The organism is Streptomyces sp. YIM S03343 (assembly GCF_054729195.1).
The window spans coordinates 2,940,649-2,961,202 of the sequence record NZ_JBPUKX010000001.1; the positions used below are offsets into that span (position 1 = coordinate 2,940,649).

The window sequence follows — 20,554 nt, forward strand, 5'->3', positions numbered from 1 at the left end:
GCCCGCACGACGTCAAGGCAACAGCGGCCGGGTCCGGGTCAGACCAGCACCCCGGCGGACACCTCGACCTCCAGCAGCGAGGCGCTGCGGCGTTCCTCCTCGAACGTGCGGCGGCCGCCGCGCAGGCCGAAGAGGCGCTTGGCGAGGGCGATGTAGAGGACGGCGAGGATGTTGAGCACCAGTGTGGTGATCTTCAGCCAGCTGATGTGCTCGGTGAGTTCGTAGATCTCCAGCGGGAGGAACGCGGCGGTGGCGACGACCGTCAGATACTCCGCCCAGCGTTTGGCGTACCAGAGGCCGACCGCCTCGACGAGTTCGATCAGCGCGTACGCCATCAGCAGCGCGGCCACCATGAGCAGCGTGGAGTGCTTGTAGCCGAACGTGTGCTGGATGGTGCCGACCACGGGCGAGTGGTCGAGGTCGTAGTGGAAGTGCCGGAAGACGGGCCGGAAGACGTCGAGATATTCGTCGAACAGCCGGCGCACCGCGTCCTGGCTGTTGCTGAACCGCCATACGGCGATCGCGACCAGCACGATGAACACACCGCGCACGGCCCGCTCGACAGCCAGGAAGCGCAGGATGAACAGGTCCCGCAGCACCTTGCCGCGCGGCACCAGGGGCGCCTGGGCGGCCGGTCCCGAGCCGTGCGGCTCGCCGAGCACGAAGTCGCCGCAGCGCAGACAGCGCCAGACCTCGCCGAGCGCGGTGTCGGCGCGCAGCCGGATCCGCAGCCGGGGGTCGTCCGGCGCGTAGGTCACATGCCCCTTGCGTGCGCATGTGCGCCGGTCCCAGTCGATCGCCATCCCCCGCACCTTCCCTGAACAGCCGGTATCACGCACCGCCGTGCCGCGCCGGGGTCCGGCACGGCACGGCGGTGTGTCGCGGTGAGAGACGCCGTGGCGGTGTCTTCAGTTCACCGTTGCGTCCGCGAGTTCCCGCGACGGCTGCTCGGGCTCGCCGTCGTCCTCGCTCGGCATGGCCCACTTGCGGGGCAGCAGCACGCCCACGAGGACGGTGCCGATGCCGAGGATCACCGCGCCGACCAGGCTGGTGTGGGCGACACCGTCGGCGAAGGAGGAGCCCACCGCGTCCGCCATCTGCCGTGCCCCGGAGGCGAGCTGCTGGGCCTGCGCCTTCAGGGCTGCGGCCTGCTGCGGGTCGCCGGCCTGCGCGGCCCGGGCGGCCTGCGCCGCGAGTTGCTGCGCCTTGTCGCCGATGCCCTGGGCGACCTGGTAGCCCGCACCCACCGAGTCCTGCGCGGTGGCCAGCGTGGCCGCCGGGAGACGGCTGCCGCCGGTGGCGTCGGCGAGGTGGTTCGAGTACGAGGTGGAGAGCAGCGAGCCGAGGATCGCGATGCCGAGCGAGCCGCCCAGTTCCAGCGAGGTGTCGTTCACGGCGCCGCCGACGCCGAACTCGGCCTCGGGGAAGACGCCCATGATGGCGTCCGTGCAGGGCGAGAGGGCCAGCCCGATCGCGATGCCCAGGATGATCAGGGGCGCCACGAGGTCGCCGTAGGACGAGGTGGCGTCGATCCGGGTCAGCAGGGCGAGGGCGGTGGTGCCGCCGACCATGCCCGCGGTGACCGTCACCTTCATGCCGAGGCGCGGGGTCAGATAGGCGGTGAGCGCCGAGCCGACGAACACCGCGCCCGCCAGCGGCAGCATCCGCAGACCGGTGCCGAGGGCGCTCTCGCCCAGGACGAACTGGAGGTACTGGGTGAGGTAGTAGAACGCGCCGAAGACGGCCAGGAAGAACATCACGACGGCGAGGTTGGACCCGGCGAACCGGCGGTGCGTGAAGCGCCGTACGTTCAGGACCGGGCGCGGGTGGCGCAGCTCCCACAGCACGAACAGCACCAGGCCCGCGCCGGCGACGACGGCGGCCGTGACGGCCTTGGTGCCCCAGCCGAAGTGCGGGCCCTCGATGATCATGTAGACGAGGGAGCCGATCCACACCACGGACAGCAGCCCGCCGATGTAGTCGATCCGGTCGTGGTGCGCGGCGCGGGACGGCGGGACGAGCACAAAGGCGGCGATCAGGGCGACGGCGGCGATCGGCACATTGATCAGGAACGTCGACTGCCAGCCGTGGTGCTCCAGCAGCGCGCCGGCGACCAGCGGGCCCGCGGCGATCGCGAGTCCGGCGGTGGCGGTCCACAGGGTGATCGCCTTGGTGCGCTCACGGCGCGGGAAGGTCGAGGCGAGCAGCGAGAGCGTGGCGGGCATGATCAGTGCGGCCCCGAAGCCCATCACCGCGCGGGCTGCGATGACGGTCGTGGAGCTGTCCGCGAGATACCCGAACACCGAGCCGCCGCCGAAGACGACGAGACCGAGGGCGAGCGCGCCGCGGCGGCTGTACTTGTCGCCGATCGCGCCGAGCAGCAGCATCAGCGCGGCGTAGGGGACGGTGTAGCCGTCGATCACCCACTGGAGGTCCGCGCTGGACAGACCCAGGTCCCGGGTCATGGCGGGCGCGGCGACCGTGAGGGCGGTGTTCGCCATCACGATGATCAGCAGGCTCAGGCAGAGCACGAGGAGCGCCCACCAGCGCCGGGCGTAGGGCCGCTCCTCCGTCCTTTCGACCGGTCGGGTCATGACGAGTGACATGGCAGGGTGCCTTCCTCAAAATTTCCGTGCTCCGGGACGCACACCGACTTGCACAGCGGTGTGCACTTGCACAACGATGTGCAATGTACGTCGACTGCACAGCGTTGTGCAAATGAAGGAGGTGAAGCCCATGCGGAGCGGCGCGGCACGCCAGCACACGCCCCTCCGCGGGGCAGGCACAATGACCACCATGACCACGGGCCCCACCAGTCGCGCCGACGCGAACCGGCGCCGCATACTCGACGTCGCCCTTGCGGAGCTGCTGCGCGATCCCGACGCGTCCATGGACCAGATCGCCCGCGCCGCCGGCGTCGTACGGCGCACCGTGTACGGCCACTTCCCCACCCGGGAGGCGCTGGTCAGCACCCTGCTCGACGGCGCGGTGGCGGCGGTCGCGGCTGCCATGGAGTCGGGGCGGGAAGCCGCCAGGGAGTCGGCGCGGGAAGGGGCGGCCGACCCCGCGGAGGAGGTGGCCCGCTCCGCGCTCGCCGTGTGGGAGATCGCCGACCGCTACCGCATCCTCGTGGGGCTGGCCCAGCACAGCGTTTCGGTGCAGGGCATCCGCGAACGTCTCGCCCCGGTGCGCGAGACCTGCGCGGAGATCCTCCGGACCGGCCTGGACGAGGGCACGTTCACCTCACCGCTGCCGCCGCCGGCACTGGCGTTCGTCCACGAGCAGATGCTGTTCGCCCTGATGGCGGCGGTGAACGACGGGCTGCTCGCACCGGAGGAGGCGGGCCGCTCGGCGGCGGTCACCCTGCTGACGACGGCGGGGGTGCCGGCGGTACAGGCGGCGGAGCTGGTGGGGAAGCTCAGCGCTGGGGCGGGGTGAGGGTTTTCGCCCCCGCCGCCCCTTCCCGTCCCGTCACGGGGGCTCCACCCCCGTACCCCCGCTCCTCAAACGCCGGAGGGGCTGACTTCAGCCCGTCCGGCGTTTGAGGACGAGGCCCGCAGGGCCGACAAAGGGGGGTCTGGGGGCACAGCCCCCAGGGACGGGAACGGGAAGGGGCGGCGGGGGCGGGACGGCTGGCGCCGGGTGCCCGCCGGGCGGCCGGACCCGGTTCAGGCGGGGCCGGACGCCCGGCGCGTGGCGCGGGGTGTGCGGGTGGTCAGGCGATGGTGAGTTCCTTCCGGCTGTCGCCCTCCGGGCGGTCCGCGGGGTCCGGGCCGGTGGGGGTGGCGTGCTCGTCGAGGAGGGTCGTCTCGTCGAAGGGGAGCTCGCCCGCGAGCACCCGGCGCACCCGGTCCTTGTCGATCTCGTGCGTCCAGGTGCCGATCAGCACCGTCGCCACCGAGTTGCCCGCGAAGTTCGTCAGGGCGCGGGCCTCGCTCATGAAACGGTCGATGCCGACGATCAGACCGACCCCGTCGACCAGCGCGGGCTTGTGCGACTGGAGGCCGCCGGCCAGCGTCGCCAGGCCCGCGCCGCTGACGCCCGCCGCGCCCTTGGACGCCAGCAGCAGGAACAGCAGCAGCGGGATCTGCTCGCCGACCGACATCGGGGTGCCCAGGGCGTCGGCGATGTACAGGGACGCCATGGTCATGTAGATCATGGTGCCGTCGAGGTTGAAGGAGTAGCCGGTCGGCACGGTGATGCCGACCACGGCCCGGCTGACGCCCAGGTGCTCCATCTTCGCGATGAGCCGCGGCAGCGCCGACTCCGACGACGACGTGGACAGGATCAGCAGGAACTCCCGGCCCAGGTACTTGAACAGCGAGAAGATGTTCAGCCCGGTGAACGCCCGCAGCAGCGCCGCGAGCACGACGAAGACGAACAGCACGCAGGTCACGTAGAAGCCGAGCATCAGCACGGCGAGGCTCTTGAGCGCGTCCAAGCCGGCCGAGCCGACGACGGCGGCGATCGCGCCGAACGCGCCGATCGGCGCGGCCCACATCACCATGGCGAGGATGCGGAAGACCAGCCGCTGGATGTGCTCGATGCCGCGCAGCACCGGCCGGCCGGTCGGGCCCATCGCCTGGAGGGCGAAGCCGGTGAGCAGTGCGATCAGCAGGGTCTGCAGGACCTGTCCCTCGGTGAAGGCGGACACGAAGGTCACCGGGATGATCGACAGCACGAAGTCGACGGGCGGCAGGGCTTCGCTGGACACCTGGTCGTGGCCGGTCGCCCGGAGAGCGTTGGTGAGGTGCAGGCCGTCGCCGGGGTGCAGGATGTTGCCTACGACCAGGCCGATACCGAGCGCGACCAGCGACATCGTCAGGAAGTAGCCGAGCGCGATCCCGCCGACGGCGCCGACCTTGGCCGCCTTGCGGACCGAGCCGATGCCCAGCACGATCGTGCAGAAGATGATCGGAGAGATCATCATCTTGATCAGGTTGACGAAGCCGGTACCGAGCGGTTTCAGCTCGATGGCGGCGTCGGGGGAGATCAGGCCCACGGCGATGCCGAGGACCACGGCGACGATCACCGCGAGATAGAGATAGTGGGTCCGGTCCCGCTTGGCGGCGGGCGCGGCAGGTGCCGGAGCAGGGGAAGCAGGGGAACGGGACACGGCTGCCCTCCTTGACGTCTTCGTCGGCATGACCGGCGTGCGGCTCACGTCCGGGGTGGTGGTCGGGGGGTTGCCGTGAACTATCGCGTGCGGTGTGAGGGCGGTCACCTTTCCGTTCATTGAGTTCACGTCTCATCGAGTTCACGTCTCATCGAGTTCGCATCTCGTTGAGTTCACGTCTCATTGAGCTCGCGTCATTGAGTTCACGCCGGACGTGTCATGGGGTCACGTAGGTCACGCTTGACGTGCCGGGCACACTGGCGGCATGCGAGTCGTCCTGCCCCGACCCCGCAGCCTGGCCGGTCAGCTCTTCGCCGTGCAGGCGGTGCTGATCGCCGTCGTCGTCGCCGGGTACGCGCTGTTCACCTACGTCAGCGACCGCCGCCAGGCCGAGGACGCGGCCGGCCGACAGGCCATGGCGGTGGCCCGGGCGGTGGCCGACGCGCCCTCGGTGCGGGCGGCGATCCGCACCGCCGATCCCTCCGCGCGGCTCCAGCCGTACGCGCTGCATGTCACCGCCGACACCGGCGTCGACTTCGTCACGATCATGGACCGGGAGGGCATCCGCTGGACCCACCCGGACCGCACCCAGATCGGCAAGCCGTTCCTGGGACACATCACGCCCGCGCTGGACGGAAGGCCGTTCACCGAGACCTACACCGGCACGCTCGGCCCGTCGGTGCGCGCGGTGACACCGGTGCGGGACGGCGGGCGGGTGGTCGGGCTCGTCAGCGCCGGGATCCGGGTCGAGGCGATCAGCCGGCGGGCGGAGGGCCAGGTCACCGCGCTGGTGGGGGTGGCAGCGGGCGCGCTCGCGCTGGGTGCGATCGGGACCTACGTCGTCAACGCCCGGCTGCGCCGTCACACCCACGGGATGAACACCGCCGAGCTGAGCCGGATGTACGACTACCACGAGGCCGCGCTGCACGCGGTGCGCGAGGGGCTGCTGATGCTGGACGGGCGGTACCGGATCGCGCTGATCAACGACGGCGGGCGCGAACTGCTGGGCGTCTCCGGCGATGTGACGGACCGTTCGAGGGCTGACCGTTCGGTGGTGGGCCGCTCGGTGGCGGACCTCGGGCTGCCCGCACCGCTGACCGGGGCGCTGCTGGCGTCGGAGCCACGGGTGGACGAGGTGCATCTGACAGCGGACCGGGTGCTGGTGGTCAACACCTCGCCGGTGTCCGGCGGCGAGCGGCGCGGCACGGTGGTGACGCTCCGGGATGTGACCGAACTCCAGTCCCTGATGGGCGAGTTGGACTCCGAGCGAGGTTTTGTCCAGGCGCTGCGCTCCCAGGCGCACGAGGCGGCGAACCGGCTGCACACCGTGGTCTCGCTGATCGAGCTGGGCCGCGCCGACGAGGCCGTCGGCTTCGCCACCGCCGAGCTGGAACTGGCCCAGGCGCTCACCGACCAGGTGGTCGCCGCGGTGGGCGAACCGGTGCTCGCGGCCCTGCTGCTGGGCAAGACGGCGCAGGCCAACGAGCGGGGCGTGGAGCTGGTGGTGTCCCCCGACAGCCGCCTGGACGACGGCCTGCTCCCGAGCGCTCTGCCCACCCGTGACCTCGTCACCATCCTCGGCAATCTGATCGACAACGCGGTGGACGCGGCCCAGGGCAGCGCACGGGCCCGGGTGACGGTGACGGCCCGCACCGAGGGCGCCGACCTGGTGCTGCGGGTGGCGGACACGGGGGCCGGTGTCGACCCGGCCCACACCGAGCTGGTATTCCAACGGGGGTTCTCGACCAAGCCGTCCGGCCCGGGCGGCCGAGGCCTGGGCCTGGCCCTGGCCCGCCAGGCGGTCACCCGCCACGAGGGCACGTTGACGGCGGCGCGGAACGGGGAGACCGGAGCGGTGTTCGAAGCGCGGCTGCCGTGGCGTCCGACCGCTTCTGCCGCCCCCGCCGCCCCTTCCCGTCCCGTCACGGGGGCTCCGCCCCCGTCCCCCCGCTCCTCAAACGCCGGAGGGGCTGGCTTTCAGCTCGTCCGGCGTTTGAGGACGAGGCCCGAAGGGCCGAAGGGGGGTCTGGGGGCGCAGCCCCCAGGGACGGGACGGGAAGGGGCGGCGGGGGCGAGATCCCCCCGTCAGCTGCCGGGCACGAGCGAGGCCACGCCCACCCACCCAACAGCACCGAGAGGTGACGCATGACAGACCACGGCGCCGGCCGGCAGGCCATCCGTGTGCTCGTCGTCGAGGACGATCCCGTCGCCGCCGACGCCCATGTGATGTACGTCGGCCGTGTGCCCGGGTTCGTCGCGGCCGGGAAGGCGCACACGGGGACCGAGGCGCGACGGATGCTGGACCGCAAGGCGGTCGACCTGCTGCTCCTCGATCTGCATCTGCCCGATGTGCACGGACTGCAGCTGGCCAGGTCGCTGCGGGCGGCCGGGTATCGCGTGGACGTGATAGCGGTCACCTCGGCGCGGGACCTCGCGGTGGTCCGTGAAGGGGTGTCGCTCGGCGTGGTCCAGTACGTGCTCAAACCGTTCACCTTCGCGACCCTGCGCGACCGTCTCGTCCGGTACGCGGAGTTCCGCGGTGCCGCGGGCGAGGCCAGCGGGCAGGACGAGGTGGACCGGGCGCTGGCCGCGCTCCGGGCACCCGGTCCCGCTGCGCTGCCGAAGGGGCTGAGCGGGCCGACCCTGGAGCGGGTCACGGGAACCCTGCGGGACTCCACGGCGGGGCTCACCGCCGCCGGGGTCGCCGAGGCGGTCGGGATCTCCCGCATCACGGCCCGCCGCTATCTGGAGCATCTGGTCGAGGCCGACCGCGCCGCCCGCACCCCGGTCTACGGCCAGGTGGGCCGCCCGGAACTGGTCTACCGCTGGCTCACGGAGACCGAACGGGGGCGGTGACGACACTGCGGCGCAGTGAGAAGCGCCACATCGAGCGGCAGCTCCCACCGAAATGGCGTCCCGCCGGGTGTCCGCCGGGTGGTGCAGCCCACCAAGTCGCCGGAGTCCGCAGGCCGGCGGTGGTGACTCGGCATGCCCGGGCGCTCAACTCGCCCCGGCAGGACACCTCGTGGACCGTGGAACTCGGCGAAGATCGCCTGGAGTCTCGTACCGGAACGCGTAACGCTTGATCCCCTGCACCACGACGCACCACGACGCACCACGACACACCACAACGCGGGACACGCCCCGCACCGACCCCCGGCAGGGTAAGGATCGCGCCGTCCGCGCCACCCTGCCGTCACGTTTCGGCAGCCCTCACCGGACACCCGGACACCGCGTACACCCATACCCTTTCCGCCCACACGTGCGAATACCGTGACGGCTTACCCGCCGTCGCAAAGGTGAGCAATCCCACGTTCCATACCCGTCGGCCGACCCCGCATATGCCCGCCCACCTTGCCGTTCGCCCATCCGTTTGGCAGTTCGCGCGCGCTCGTGCACCGCACGGCCGCCACTACGGCGACCAGCGCCCCCCACCCTCTCCGCGCGACCAAAACCGTATATTCGTACGATCTGTGATCCTGTCCAAACAGTCCGTAGTCATCGCACTCCGGGCGGTCCTACGTTGAAACCCATGCGCCGACCACCCCCCGCTCCACCGCACCTGACCGCCCCGCCGCCCCCGCCCTTCGACCCGACCGCCGCCCGCCGACTGCGGACCGCACTGGGAATGGGGCCCGAACACGTCGCCTACGGCATGCGCGCCTCGTACGGGCTGCCGTATGTCTCGCCCGATCTCGTCCTAGCCTGGGAGCACCGTGCCGCCGCCCCCAGCAGGGCCGAAATGTCCGCGCTGGCCGCCGTGCTGTGGTGTTCACCTGGTGAACTCATCGGCAGGCCCCGCACCCTGCGCGAGCACCGGGTCGCCCACGGGCTCTCTTCGCAGGACGTCGCCCGCGCCGTCGGGCTCGAACTCCTCGTCTATCTGCGGATGGAGGAGAGCAACGCGTGGCGCGGCACCCAGCGGCAGTCCGCCGTGCTCGCCGATCTGCTGGAGCTGTCGCTGCCCGACTTCATCACCGTCACCGGACGCGACCCGAAGCTCGCCGGGCTGCTGCGCGGCGCGGTGACCGCGCGCTGGCAGGCGTATGTACGGCCGGTCGGCAGGGTCGTACCGCTGGAGCGGCCGCTGCTGGAGGACACCCTCCTCGACCTGTACGAGGACTACCGGGCGCGGCTGGTCACCGTGCCGGGCTGGGGCGTTCCGCAGGGCGACACCGGCGCCCACGGCCGTGACTTCCTGGTCCGCATCGTCGACCACTTCTGGGAGACGGTCGGCAGGACCCGCTGACGGCACGAAGGCCCACGGCCCGCCGGGGGCACGAAAACACGCGGGCAAAGGCGAACGGCCGGTGCGCCCGAGGGTGCACCGGCCGTCGAGAAGCCGTACGGAGGGCCGTCCCGGTCTAGAAGACCGACTCCGCCTCGTCCATGCGGTCCTTGGGGACCGTCTTCAGCTCGGTCACCGCGTCCATGAGCGGGACCATCTTGATGTCGTTGCCGCGCAGCGCGGTCATCTGGCCGAAGTCGCCGCGGTGCGCCGCCTCCACCGCGTGCCAGCCGAACCGGGTGGCGAGGACACGGTCGTACGCCGTCGGAACGCCGCCGCGCTGGACGTGGCCGAGAATGACCGGCCGGGCCTCCTTGCCGAGGCGCCGCTCCAGCTCGAAGGCGAGGGCGGTACCGATGCCCTGGAAGCGCTCGTGACCGAACTGGTCGATCTTGCCCTTGCCGTAGTCCATGCTGCCCTCCATGGGGCGGGCACCCTCGGCGACGCAGACGACCGCGAACTTCTTGCCGCGGGCGAAGCGGGCCTCGACCATCCTGACGAGGTCGGCCGGGTCGAAGGGGCGCTCGGGCAGGCAGATGCCGTGGGCACCGGCGGCCATGCCGGACTCCAGGGCGATCCAGCCCGCGTGCCGGCCCATGACCTCGACGACCATCACACGCTGGTGGGACTCGGCGGTGGTCTTCAGACGGTCCATCGCCTCGGTGGCGACACCGACCGCGGTGTCGAAGCCGAAGGTGCGGTCCGTGGCGGAGATGTCGTTGTCGATCGTCTTCGGGACGCCGACGACCGGCAGACCCGCGTCGGACAGCATCTTGGCGGCGGTCAGGGTGCCCTCGCCGCCGATCGGGATGAGCGCGTCGATACCGAAGTCGCGGGCCATGTCCGTGGCGTTCTCGCACGCCTCACGGAGCCGGCCGCGCTCGAGACGCGAAGAACCGAGAATCGTACCACCGCGGGCCAGGATGCCGCTGACCGCCTTCAAGTCGAGGGGGTGGTAGATGCCGTCGAGAAGACCGGCAAAACCGTCCTCGAAGCCGATGACCTCGTCGCCGTAGTTGTCGATCGCGCGGTGCACGACCGACCGGATCACTGCGTTGAGGCCGGGGCAGTCGCCACCTGCGGTGAGAACTCCGATACGCATCGTGCTGCTTCTCTCCTGCTCGCTGTTGATAACCGGTGAGCCGAGTCCGATTGTTTCATGCCCTGAACGCAGCGGTGCCCGCCCTTGGCACTGCCCGCATGGGCCGATGGTCCCTGCGTTGGGGGTCGAATGCGGGCGGGCGTCTTATCCACACCGAAGGGTATTGTCAAGGGGGTTCGGGTCACTCCTGTGGGCGAACCCGGTACCGCTTACCGCGGGCGTGACCTGCGGAAACGCCCACGGTCAGAACCGCACCGTCTGATCGATCAAAACGATCGGGCGAACCGAAGAGACGAAACGGAGTGCTCGCGTGACGCGCAGCGTATACGTGACCGGGATCGACCGCGGTGACGGCCGACAGGTGGTCGAGCTGGGGGTCATGGAGATCCTCACCAGGCAGATCGATCGGGTGGGCGTGTTCAGGCCACTTGTCCATGACGGTCCCGACCGATTGTTCGAATTGCTCAAGGCCCGTTACCGGCTCACCCAGGAACCGGCGACGGTCTACGGCCTCAACTACCACGAGGCATCCGCCCTCCAGGCCGAGAAGGGCACCGACGAACTCGTCTCCACGCTCATCGACCGCTTCCACAAGGTCGAGCGGGAGTACGAGGTCGTTCTCGTTCTGGGCACCGACTTCTCCGACACCCAGCTGCCCGACGAACTCGCCCTCAACGCCCGCCTCGCCAACGAGTTCGGCGCCGCCGTGATCCCGGTGGTCGGCGGCAAGCCCGACGAGAGCGCCGAAGCGGTGCGCTCCGAGACCCGCAACGCCTACCGCGCATATCACAGCCTGGGCTGCGACGTCCTCGCCATGGTGGTCAACCGGGTGCACCGCGAGGAGCGCGACGTGATCGCCGAGCGGCTGGAGTCCCGGCTGCCGGTGCCCTGCTACGTGCTGCCCGACGAGCCCGCCCTGTCCGCGCCGACGGTCGCGCAGGTCGCCCAGGCGCTGAACGCCAAGATCGTGCTCGGCGACGAGGCGGGCCTGGCCAGGGACACCCTCGACTTCGTGTTCGGCGGCGCGATGCTGCCGCAGTTCCTGAACTACCTGACCCCGAGCTGCATGGTGGTCACCCCGGGCGACCGCGCCGATCTGGTGGTGGGCGCGATGGCCGCGCACAGCTCCGGCACCCCGCCGATCGCCGGTGTGCTGCTGACCCTCGGCCAGATCCCGAGCGAGGACATCCTCAAGCTCGCCACCCGCCTCGCTCCGGGCACCCCGGTCATATCGGTGCCCGGCAACACCTTCCCGACGGCGGAGCAGCTGTTCTCCCTGGAGGGCCGGATCAACGCCGGCACCCCGCGCAAGGCGGAGCTGGCGCTCGGTCTGTTCGAGCGGTACGTCAACGCCGCCGATCTGCTCAGCCGGGTCTCCGCGCCGAGCAGCGACCGTGTGACGCCGATGATGTTCGAGCACAAGCTGCTGGAGCAGGCCCGCTCCGACCGGCGCCGGATCGTGATGCCGGAGGGCACCGAGGACCGGGTGCTGCACGCCGCCGAGGTGCTGCTGCGCCGCAGTGTGTGCGATCTCACCCTGCTCGGCAATGTCGACCAGATCCGCAAGAACGCCGCCGACATCGGCATAGACCTCGGCGACTGCCAGCTCATCGACCCGGCCACCAGCGATCTGCGGGAGTCCTTCGCCCTGAAGTACTCGCAACTGCGTGCGCACAAGGGCGTGACCGTGGAGCTGGCGTACGACATCGTGTCCGATGTGAACTACTTCGGCACGATGATGGTCGAGGAGGGGCTCGCCGACGGCATGGTGTCCGGCTCGGTGCACTCCACCGCCGCGACCATCCGCCCGGCCTTCGAGATCATCAAGACCCGGCCGGACTCGAAGATCGTCAGCTCGGTGTTCTTCATGTGCCTGGCCGACAAGGTCCTCGTCTACGGCGACTGCGCGGTCAACCCCGACCCCAACGCGCAGCAGCTCGCCGACATCGCCGTGCAGTCGGCGGCGACCGCGGAGCAGTTCGGTGTGGACCCGCGGATCGCGATGCTGTCGTACTCCACGGGCACCTCCGGCCGCGGCGCCGACGTCGACAAGGTGCGCGAGGCGACCGAGCTGGTGCGGGAGCGGCGCTCCGATCTGAAGATCGAGGGCCCGATCCAGTACGACGCGGCCGTCGAGCCGACCGTCGCCAAGACCAAGCTGCCGGGCTCCGAGGTCGCCGGGCAGGCCAGCGTGCTGATCTTCCCCGACCTCAACACCGGCAACAACACCTACAAGGCCGTGCAGCGGTCGGCCGGCGCGATCGCCGTCGGCCCGGTCCTCCAGGGGCTGCGCAAGCCGGTCAACGACCTGTCCCGCGGCGCACTCGTCCAGGACATCGTCAACACCGTCGCCATCACGGCGATCCAGGCCCAGACCTCCGTCAAGTGACGCAGCACAGAAAGCATTTCCACACCGTGACCGCGACCCGCGTCCTCGTCCTGAACTCCGGCTCCTCGTCGGTGAAGTACCAGCTGCTGGACATGCGTGACCACAGCCGGCTCGCCGTCGGTCTCGTGGAGCGCATCGGCGAGGAGAACTCCCGCCGCAAGCACACCCATGTGGCCAGCGGTGTGACCCGCGAGTCCGAGGGGCGGATCGCCGATCACGAGGCGGCCCTGAAGGCCATGGCCGACGAGCTGGTCCTGGACGGGCTCGGCCTGGACTCCCCGGAGCTGGCCGCCATCGGCCACCGGGTGGTGCAGGGCGCGGGTTCCTTCACCGAGCCGACGCTGATCGACGACAGCGTGATCGAGGAGATCGAGCGGCTGATCCCGCTGGCCCCGCTGCACAACCCGGCAGCCCTGGCCGGGATCCGCACTGCGGTGGCGCTGCGGGGCGACCTCCCCCAGGTCGCCATCTTCGACACCGCGTTCCACTCGACGATGCCGGAGTCGGCCGCCCGCTACGCGCTCGGCGTGGAGCTGGCCGACAAGTACAGCATCCGGCGGTACGGCTTCCACGGCACCTCGCACGCCTATGTCTCCCGGGTCGCGGCGGGCCTGGTGGGCAAGGCGCCCGAGGACGCCAACGTGATCGTGCTGCACCTCGGCAACGGGGCGTCGGCCTCGGCGGTGCGGGGCGGTGTGTGCGTGGACACCTCCATGGGGCTCACGCCTCTGGAGGGGCTGGTGATGGGTACCCGTTCGGGCGACCTGGACCCGGCCGTCATCTTCCATTTGATGCGTGTTGGCGGAATGTCCGTCGACGAGATCGACACTCTGCTCAACAAGAAGAGTGGCATGCTCGGACTGTGCGGTGACAACGACATGCGCGAAATCCAGCGCCGGGTCGACGAGGGCGACGACCGGGCGAAGCTGGCTTTCGACATCTATATTCACCGTCTGAAGAAGTACATCGGCGCGTATTACGCGGTGCTCGGCCGGGTGGACGCGGTGGTCTTCACAGCGGGAGTCGGGGAGAACGCGAGTACCGTACGGGAGGCAGCCGTGGCGGGCCTGGAGGACCTGGGCCTGGCGGTCGACGCCGAGCTCAACGCCGTACGTGGTGACCAGCCGCGACTGATCTCGCCCGAAGGCGCGCGAGTGGCTGTCGCGGTGGTGCCGACCGACGAGGAACTGGAGATCGCCACCCAGACCTACGCACTCGCCGGAAAGAACTCCTGAACAAAATACACGGCGGTAACACGGCTGAGCGCATGTCCGCCCATTTGCATCTTCCATACTGCGGAATATTCCGCAGCGAAACAAACCGATAGGATCGCCCCCATGCGCCGTTCCAAAATCGTCTGTACTCTCGGCCCCGCGGTCGACTCCCATGAACAGCTGGTCTCCCTGATCAAGGCCGGCATGAACGTGGCCCGTTTCAACTTCAGCCACGGCAGCCACTCCGAGCACCAGGGCCGCTACGACCGGGTCCGCGCCGCCTCCAAGGAGACCGGCCGCCCCATCGGCGTCCTCGCCGACCTCCAGGGCCCGAAGATCCGTCTGGAGACCTTCGCCGAGGGTCCGGTCGAGCTGGAGCGCGGTGACGAGTTCGTCATCACCGTCGAGGACGTGGCCGGCGACAAGCAGATCTGCGGCACCACGTACAAGGGCCTGCCCGGCGACGTGACGCGCGGCGACCAGATCCTGATCAACGACGGCAACGTCGAGCTCAAGGTGCTGGATGTCGACGGCCCCCGGGTCCGCACGATCGTCATCGAGGGCGGCGTGGTCTCCGACCACAAGGGCATCAACCTGCCCGGCGCCGCCGTGAACGTGCCCGCGCTGTCCGAGAAGGACATCGAGGACCTCCGCTTCGCCCTGCGGATGGGCTGCGACATGGTCGCCCTGTCCTTCGTCCGGGACGCCAAGGACGTCGAGGACGTCCACCGTGTCATGGACGAGGAGGGCCGCCGCGTCCCCGTCATCGCCAAGGTGGAGAAGCCGCAGGCGGTCGACAACATGGAGTCCGTCGTCATGGCGTTCGACGGTGTGATGGTCGCCCGCGGTGACCTGGCCGTCGAGTACCCGCTGGAGAAGGTCCCGATGGTGCAGAAGCGCCTGATCGACCTGTGCCGGCGCAACGCCAAGCCGGTGATCGTCGCGACCCAGATGATGGAGTCGATGATCACCAACTCCCGCCCGACCCGCGCCGAGGCGTCCGACGTCGCCAACGCGATCCTGGACGGCGCCGACGCGGTCATGCTGAGCGCCGAGTCCTCGGTGGGCGCGTACCCGATCGAGACGGTCAAGACCATGTCGAAGATCGTCAGGGCAGCGGAGGAGGAGCTGCTGTCCAAGGGCCTGCAGCCCCTGGTCCCCGGCAAGAAGCCCCGCACCCAGGGCGGCTCGGTCGCCCGCGCGGCCTGCGAGATCGCCGACTTCCTCGGCGGCAAGGGCCTGATCGCCTTCACCAAGTCCGGTGACACCGCCCGCCGTCTGTGCCGCTACCGCGCCGCCCAGCCGGTGATCGCCTTCACCACCGACGAGAACACCCGCAACCAGCTCACGCTGAGCTGGGGCGTGGAGTCCCACATCGTCCCGCTCGTCAACAGCACCGACGAGATGGTCGACCTGGTGGACCAGGAGATCCTCAAGCTCAAGCGGTTCAGCGCGGGCGACACCCTGCTGATCACCGCCGGTTCGCCCCCCGGGGTCCCCGGCACCACCAACATGGTGCGGGTCCACCACGTGGGTGGCGGCGCGCGGGACTGATCCCGCTCCGCTCCCGGTAGTACGGCGCTGAGGGCGCCCCCTGTGCTTGCGGCAGGGGGCGCCCTCAGCTGTGTGCGGCTCCCGGACTGGCTTGTGGTGACGGTCGGTTCGTGGTGTGTGGACGGTATGTCAGTCCGATATGTGGGCCGATGTGCAGACCGATGCGTCAGTCCGATGCGTCAGTCCGATGTGTAGACATGCATGCCGGGGATGTGCAGCGATCCGCCGAACTGGGCGGCCTGGGTCACCTTGACGTTCGTGAAATAGATCAGCGGGATGTTCAGCGGCGGCGGGCTTGCAGGGCTGAACGTCACCGGGACCAGCCCGAACAGGTTGCCGGAGATGCTCTCGGTGTACATCACCGTGTCGCCGTCGCGGATCGTGGACGTCGAGCCGGACTCGGCCTGCACATGGTAGGTCTTGCCGGACTGCTTGTCGTTCACCGTCTGGTGCAGATCGCCGATGTCGGTGCCGCCGGAAATGACGAACTTCAGCACCTTCTTGACGGTGCCGTTCGCCGACTTCACCTCGACGACGCCCTTGTAGTCGGCGCCCTTGAGCAGCAGTGAACTGGCGTTCAGATACCAGGGGTCGTCGGCCACCGGGACCTTGTTGTCGACACCGCTGACCGCGTCCGTGGCCGCCACGCAGTCCGAGGTGTCCGTGGAGGAGCTCGCAGACGGGCTCGGCGAGGCGGTGGCCGACGGGGTGGCCGACTCCGTGGCCGCCGTCGCGGTGTCGGCCGTTTCGGACGCCGTGTCGGTGACCTTCTTCGCGGTGTCCTTCACGGTGCTGGAGGAACCGGACGAACCCGAGCCGCTGCTTCCGGTCCCCGTCGACGAGGCGGACGCCGAGGGGGTCGCGGACGGCGTGGGGCTCGCGCTCGACGAGGAACCCGAGTCCGACCCCGAGCCGCCGCCGCCCCCGGTGAGGATGCCGGTGATCGTGTCGCCGATGGTGTCCAGCAGACTGCCGCTGCTCGCGGACGCCGAGGGACTGGCCGTGGCGGTGCTCGTGCCGGAGCCCGACGTGGCCGAGGGCGTGGGCGTGGCCTTGTCGCCGGAACCTGAATCCGACGAGGAGGAGGTGCCCGAGCCCGAACCCGAGCCGGAGTCCGAGGACTTGGAGTCCGAGGACGGCGAGGACCCCGAGTCGGACGCCGACGGCGAGGGCGTCGCCGAGTCGCTCGCCGAGGCGGACGCCGACGGCGAGGCCGAGGCTCCGTTCAACGCGGCGACGCAGTTCTTGTAGTCCTCGGCGCTCTGGCTGTTCGACGTCGTCGGCGTGGAGCCGTTGCCCGCGGCGAGCGCGAGCGTCGATGTGAACCCCATGCCCACGAGGACCGCGGTGGGCATCGCCGCCATGGCGATCGCCTTGCCGGCCGGCATATGGAACCTGGTGAACAGCGGCTTCTTGGGTGCCGCGTGACGCGGCCCGGTTCTCCCGCGGGACTCGTCCACATCAGTCCCGTGGGTCACCTCGTCAGCCGGCACTGTGCCTCCCGTTCGCCCCGTTGGCCGGGCTCGTTCCTGACAGGTCGTTCGGCTCGCCCGCCTCGTGCACGCCCGGGTCCTCGGCCACGGGTTCACCGGTCTTGACGTCATCGGTCGTGACGTCACCGGTCACCGCCTCGCCGGTCATGGTGTCGCCCGCGCCCGGATCCGGCACGACCTCGGGGGCGGCCACCCCGAGGTCCGTCTCCTGCACCGACTGCGGCTGCGGCAGCTGCTGCTGCTGCGGTACACCCGGCGCCCAAGCCACGGCCATCGCACCGCCGATGAGGGCGAACAGGAAACCGACGACGAAGCCGCCGAAGTTGGAGACGGGGATGGACACGAGGCCCAGCAGGATCGACGCGACGCCCGCGAAGACCCGGACATGCTTCTGGAACCACAGGCTGAAGCCCAGAACGACCAGCAGCACACCGATGATCAGCGATCCGGCGCCACCGGTGGTGGCCAGCGCCAGGGTCAGATGGCCGAGCTGGAGGTGCGCGTACGGGAAGTACATGATCGGCACGCCGGCGATCATGACGAAGAGGCCGGCCCAGAACGGCCGCGTCCCCCGCCAGTCGCGGAACTGCAGCCTCCGGCGGGTGAACTGGCCGGTCACGGCAGAAGTCTCGGCGCTCATGGAAAACAGCTCCCTGGTGCGGCGTTGCTGTGGTGAGGGTGGTACCTCGTTAAGGGCGGTACCGCGTTGCGGGCGGTACCTCGTTGCGGGCGGTACCGCGTCGAGCCTGGTACCTCGTTGGGGGTGGTACCGCGTGTGCGGTGTGGGGGGTGTGTGAAGAGCCGGCTGGAAGACGGACGGGCGGGGGCGCCCCGATCAGGCATCCCCCGCCCGTCACGGAGTGCCCAGTGCCGTGGCAGGCAACGTTTGCCCGTGAAGGAGCGGCGTCCGGTGCGTGCTCTCGGCGTGCCGGCCGGAGGCCCTCGTACTGGACGTACTCGGGTCTTCGGCCGGTGCGGCGAGAGTGCGTGCCGGGCGTCGCGACGGGGCGAACGTTGCCTGTCGCGGCACTAGTAGCACTCGGCGCTGGTACCCGTCGACAGCGACATGTGCAGACCGCTCAGCTTGAAGGTTCCGGCGGTGGTGGCCCACGCCGTCTGCTTCACGTCGGTCAGCGTGGCCTTGGTGGCCTGCTGGGAGAAGCCGTAAGGATTCGCCGTGTCACCGCTCTTGATACCGGGACCCTTGTTGGCGTCCTTGGCGGCCACACCGATGTCGATGTCGTCGAACGTGGCGTCGGCCTTCAGGTCGGCCACGTCGATGTAGATGTTGTGGGCCTGCACCGGGTCGTGGCCCGCACCGCCGGCCTCCAGCCGCAGGGTGACCGAACCGATCAGCGGGATGTCCGGGGTGACCACGGACTGGCACATGTTGGTGATCGTCGCGTCGTTGAACGCCGAGACGGCGACGGGGTGAGCCGTCTTCTTGCCGTCCAGGGTGTAACCCGAGTCGATCGCCCCGTACTGCTCGAACCCGTAACCCACCAACTGGTCGGCCCGGACCTTGAAGTTCTGGCCCGACACGCTGAACGACGCGGCCAGCGCACCCTGCGCGAGGGCGACACCTATCGCGGCAGTCGCGGCGACGCTGGGCACCATGACCACAGCGAACCGCTTCCATCTGGTCCCGCCACGCACCTGGGACTCCATATTTCCTCCTTCTCGGACGTACATCTCCTGGTCCCGGCTCGCCTCCTGACGACGGCTCAGCCGGGGGCAGGGATGGGAGAAGTGCTACGTCCTCGGAAGGGGAGCGCCCGCGGTCACGGGCGCCAACCGCACCCGGATCACCGGCGATCACCCCCGAGCGACAACCACTGGTCGCGCCTGACACGCATCACGCACAACCTTTCTGGACAGGCTTCGTCCAGCGGACGAAGACCCCCCTGCCCAAGAGCCGGCGCGACGGCCGGCTCTGCCCGGTGGGGACCCACAGATGAACCCGGCCGCCCGACCGGCTGTCGGGGGTACGGGAATGGACCGAGCGTCGCCGATCGTGGTGCATTCTGGCCGCCCGCACAAGGGGGTTCGTTACTCACGGGTAACGGCCGGATAACCGCACGCCCGCCCGTCGGTCGCGAACGGCGACGCTCGGTGCCCCGGAATGGCGGAACAAATACGCCGTTCTGCGGACGGAACGCGACAGAACAACGACCTTGGATTACCCCAAGTAACAGCGGCCGCGATTACCAAGATTTGGTAAAGCGCGGCCGCATCGGTGTCTCACAACAGATTTTTCACGCGGGGACCACAACCCCCGGCGTTTAGCAACAGCTCAGAACGGGCCACCCGCCCCGCGCCTCCACCGCCGCCATGGGCCCGCGGCCCCTAAGGGCGTGTCGTCCTAGAACAACGCCCGGGCGAGCGCCCGTCGGGCCGCGACGACGCGGGGATCCTCGGTCCCGACGACCTCGAACAGCTCCAGCAGCCTGCGCCGCACGGCGTCCCTGTCGTCCCCCGCCGTCCGCTTGACGGTGTCGATCAGCCGGCCGAAGGCGTCGTCCACATGGCCGCCGACCAGGTCCAGATCGGCGGCGGCGATCTGCGCGGCCGCGTCGTCCGGCTTCTCGGCGGCGTCCTTGCGTACCTGCTGCGGGTCCACGCCCTGTACGCGCTGGAGCAACTCGGCCTGTGCGAGGCCCAGTTGGGCCTCAGGGTTGCCGGGGTCGTCGTTCAGCACATTCCGGTACGCCTGCACCGCACCGCCGAGATCACCGGCGTCCAGGGCCTGCACGGCGGCTTCGAGGAGGGCGTCGTAGGGCCCGACCGGCGCCTCGTGCACGGCGGCATCCCCCGCCTCCGCGTCCGGGTCGACGGTCAGACCGGTCAGCCCGAAGCGCTGCTCGGCGACCTGCACCAGCTGGTCGAGGGTCTCCCGGATCTGGGCCTCGGGCGCGGCCCCCTGGAAGAGCGGCAGCGCCTGCCCCGCCACGACGGCGAAGACGGCCGGGATGCCCTGGATCCCGAACTGCTGCATCAGCATCTGGTTGGCGTCGACATCGATCTTGGCAAGCAGAAAACGCCCGTCGTACTCGACGGCGAGCCGTTCCAGGACGGGGCTCAGCTGTTTGCAGGGCTGACACCACTCGGCCCAGAAGTCGATGACGACGGGCACCTCGGCGGACCGCTGGAGGACGTCCCGCTCGAATCCCGCCTCGTCGACGTCGATGACGAGGTCGGCCGGGGACACCGCCCCTCCCCCGCCCTGCCGTACCGCTTCGGCACGCGTCTGTTCCGCTTTGGCCTTGGCCTCCTGGGCCGCCTTCACCGCGGCGAGGTCGACGACGCCGCTCATGGACATGTTCCGTGGCTGCATGCGTCTATCCTCCCCCGTTCCCGCGCGTGAGCGAAAAACGCAGAGGAAGCCGACCCCACTGCGT

Annotated in this window: 15 protein-coding genes; 7 read left to right on the forward strand and 8 right to left on the reverse strand. The window is 70.0% G+C overall.

Annotated features, from left to right (window positions below; translation table 11 throughout):
- Window positions 1-38: 38 nt before the first annotated feature.
- Window positions 39-803, reverse strand: a complete 765-nt coding sequence (locus ACSYGN_RS12325) for a DUF2127 domain-containing protein (protein WP_460394838.1) — start codon at window positions 801-803, stop codon at window positions 39-41.
- Window positions 804-908: 105 nt separating this feature from the next.
- Window positions 909-2,606 carry an MFS transporter gene (locus ACSYGN_RS12330; RefSeq protein ID WP_460394840.1) on the reverse strand — a complete coding sequence of 566 codons (1,698 nt, stop codon included), beginning with the start codon at window positions 2,604-2,606 and terminating at the stop codon, window positions 909-911.
- Between the two features lie 181 nt (window positions 2,607-2,787).
- Between ACSYGN_RS12330 and ACSYGN_RS12335 the strand changes: the two genes are divergently transcribed.
- Window positions 2,788-3,438 carry a TetR/AcrR family transcriptional regulator gene (locus ACSYGN_RS12335; protein WP_460394842.1) on the forward strand — a complete coding sequence of 217 codons (651 nt, stop codon included), beginning with the start codon at window positions 2,788-2,790 and terminating at the stop codon, window positions 3,436-3,438.
- Window positions 3,439-3,715: 277 nt separating this feature from the next.
- Here the strand turns inward: ACSYGN_RS12335 and ACSYGN_RS12340 are convergent, their stop codons facing one another.
- The gene (locus ACSYGN_RS12340) at window positions 3,716-5,146 is read right to left on the reverse strand and encodes a cation:dicarboxylate symporter family transporter (protein ID WP_460403400.1); all 1,431 of its coding nucleotides are present in this window, start codon (window positions 5,144-5,146) and stop codon (window positions 3,716-3,718) included.
- A gap of 235 nt (window positions 5,147-5,381) precedes the next feature.
- On the opposite strand from ACSYGN_RS12340, the gene ACSYGN_RS12345 reads away from it, so the two are divergent.
- The 3 genes from ACSYGN_RS12345 (at window position 5,382) to ACSYGN_RS12355 (ending at window position 9,365) form a co-directional block, all read left to right on the forward strand.
- The gene (locus tag ACSYGN_RS12345; RefSeq protein WP_460394844.1) at window positions 5,382-7,265 is read left to right on the forward strand and encodes a sensor histidine kinase; all 1,884 of its coding nucleotides are present in this window, start codon (window positions 5,382-5,384) and stop codon (window positions 7,263-7,265) included.
- On the forward strand, window positions 7,262-7,972 hold the full coding sequence (locus ACSYGN_RS12350; RefSeq protein WP_460394846.1) for a response regulator: 711 nt from the start codon (window positions 7,262-7,264) through the stop codon (window positions 7,970-7,972). The genes ACSYGN_RS12345 and ACSYGN_RS12350 overlap by 4 nt, the downstream gene beginning before the upstream one ends.
- 676 nt (window positions 7,973-8,648) lie before the next feature.
- The gene (locus ACSYGN_RS12355) at window positions 8,649-9,365 is read left to right on the forward strand and encodes a helix-turn-helix domain-containing protein (RefSeq protein ID WP_460394848.1); all 717 of its coding nucleotides are present in this window, start codon (window positions 8,649-8,651) and stop codon (window positions 9,363-9,365) included.
- Between the two features lie 115 nt (window positions 9,366-9,480).
- On the opposite strand, the gene ACSYGN_RS12360 is transcribed toward ACSYGN_RS12355, so the two are convergent.
- Entirely contained in the window at window positions 9,481-10,506 is a 1,026-nt protein-coding gene (locus ACSYGN_RS12360) for an ATP-dependent 6-phosphofructokinase (RefSeq protein WP_460394850.1), read from the reverse strand.
- A gap of 310 nt (window positions 10,507-10,816) precedes the next feature.
- On the opposite strand from ACSYGN_RS12360, the gene pta reads away from it, so the two are divergent.
- From pta to pyk, 3 genes are all read left to right on the forward strand, one after another.
- Complete coding sequence (gene pta / locus ACSYGN_RS12365; RefSeq protein ID WP_460394853.1) at window positions 10,817-12,895, forward strand: phosphate acetyltransferase; 2,079 nt, start codon at window positions 10,817-10,819, stop codon at window positions 12,893-12,895.
- A 26-nt stretch (window positions 12,896-12,921) separates the two neighbouring features.
- A complete protein-coding gene (locus tag ACSYGN_RS12370; protein ID WP_460403402.1) occupies window positions 12,922-14,130 on the forward strand; it encodes an acetate kinase in 1,209 nt (402 codons plus the stop codon).
- Between the two features lie 102 nt (window positions 14,131-14,232).
- Window positions 14,233-15,663, forward strand: a complete 1,431-nt coding sequence (gene pyk, locus ACSYGN_RS12375; RefSeq protein ID WP_460394856.1) for a pyruvate kinase — start codon at window positions 14,233-14,235, stop codon at window positions 15,661-15,663.
- A gap of 179 nt (window positions 15,664-15,842) precedes the next feature.
- Here the strand turns inward: pyk and ACSYGN_RS12380 are convergent, their stop codons facing one another.
- The 4 genes from ACSYGN_RS12380 to ACSYGN_RS12395 form a co-directional block, all read right to left on the reverse strand.
- Window positions 15,843-17,156 carry a hypothetical protein gene (locus ACSYGN_RS12380; protein ID WP_460394858.1) on the reverse strand — a complete coding sequence of 438 codons (1,314 nt, stop codon included), beginning with the start codon at window positions 17,154-17,156 and terminating at the stop codon, window positions 15,843-15,845.
- On the reverse strand, window positions 17,146-17,796 hold the full coding sequence (locus ACSYGN_RS12385) for a DUF6114 domain-containing protein (protein ID WP_460394861.1): 651 nt from the start codon (window positions 17,794-17,796) through the stop codon (window positions 17,146-17,148). The genes ACSYGN_RS12380 and ACSYGN_RS12385 overlap by 11 nt, the downstream gene beginning before the upstream one ends.
- A 389-nt stretch (window positions 17,797-18,185) precedes the next feature.
- Window positions 18,186-18,773 carry a DUF6230 family protein gene (locus ACSYGN_RS12390; protein WP_460394863.1) on the reverse strand — a complete coding sequence of 196 codons (588 nt, stop codon included), beginning with the start codon at window positions 18,771-18,773 and terminating at the stop codon, window positions 18,186-18,188.
- A gap of 745 nt (window positions 18,774-19,518) precedes the next feature.
- Entirely contained in the window at window positions 19,519-20,490 is a 972-nt protein-coding gene (locus ACSYGN_RS12395) for a tetratricopeptide repeat protein (RefSeq protein WP_460394865.1), read from the reverse strand.
- Window positions 20,491-20,554: the final 64 nt, after the last annotated feature.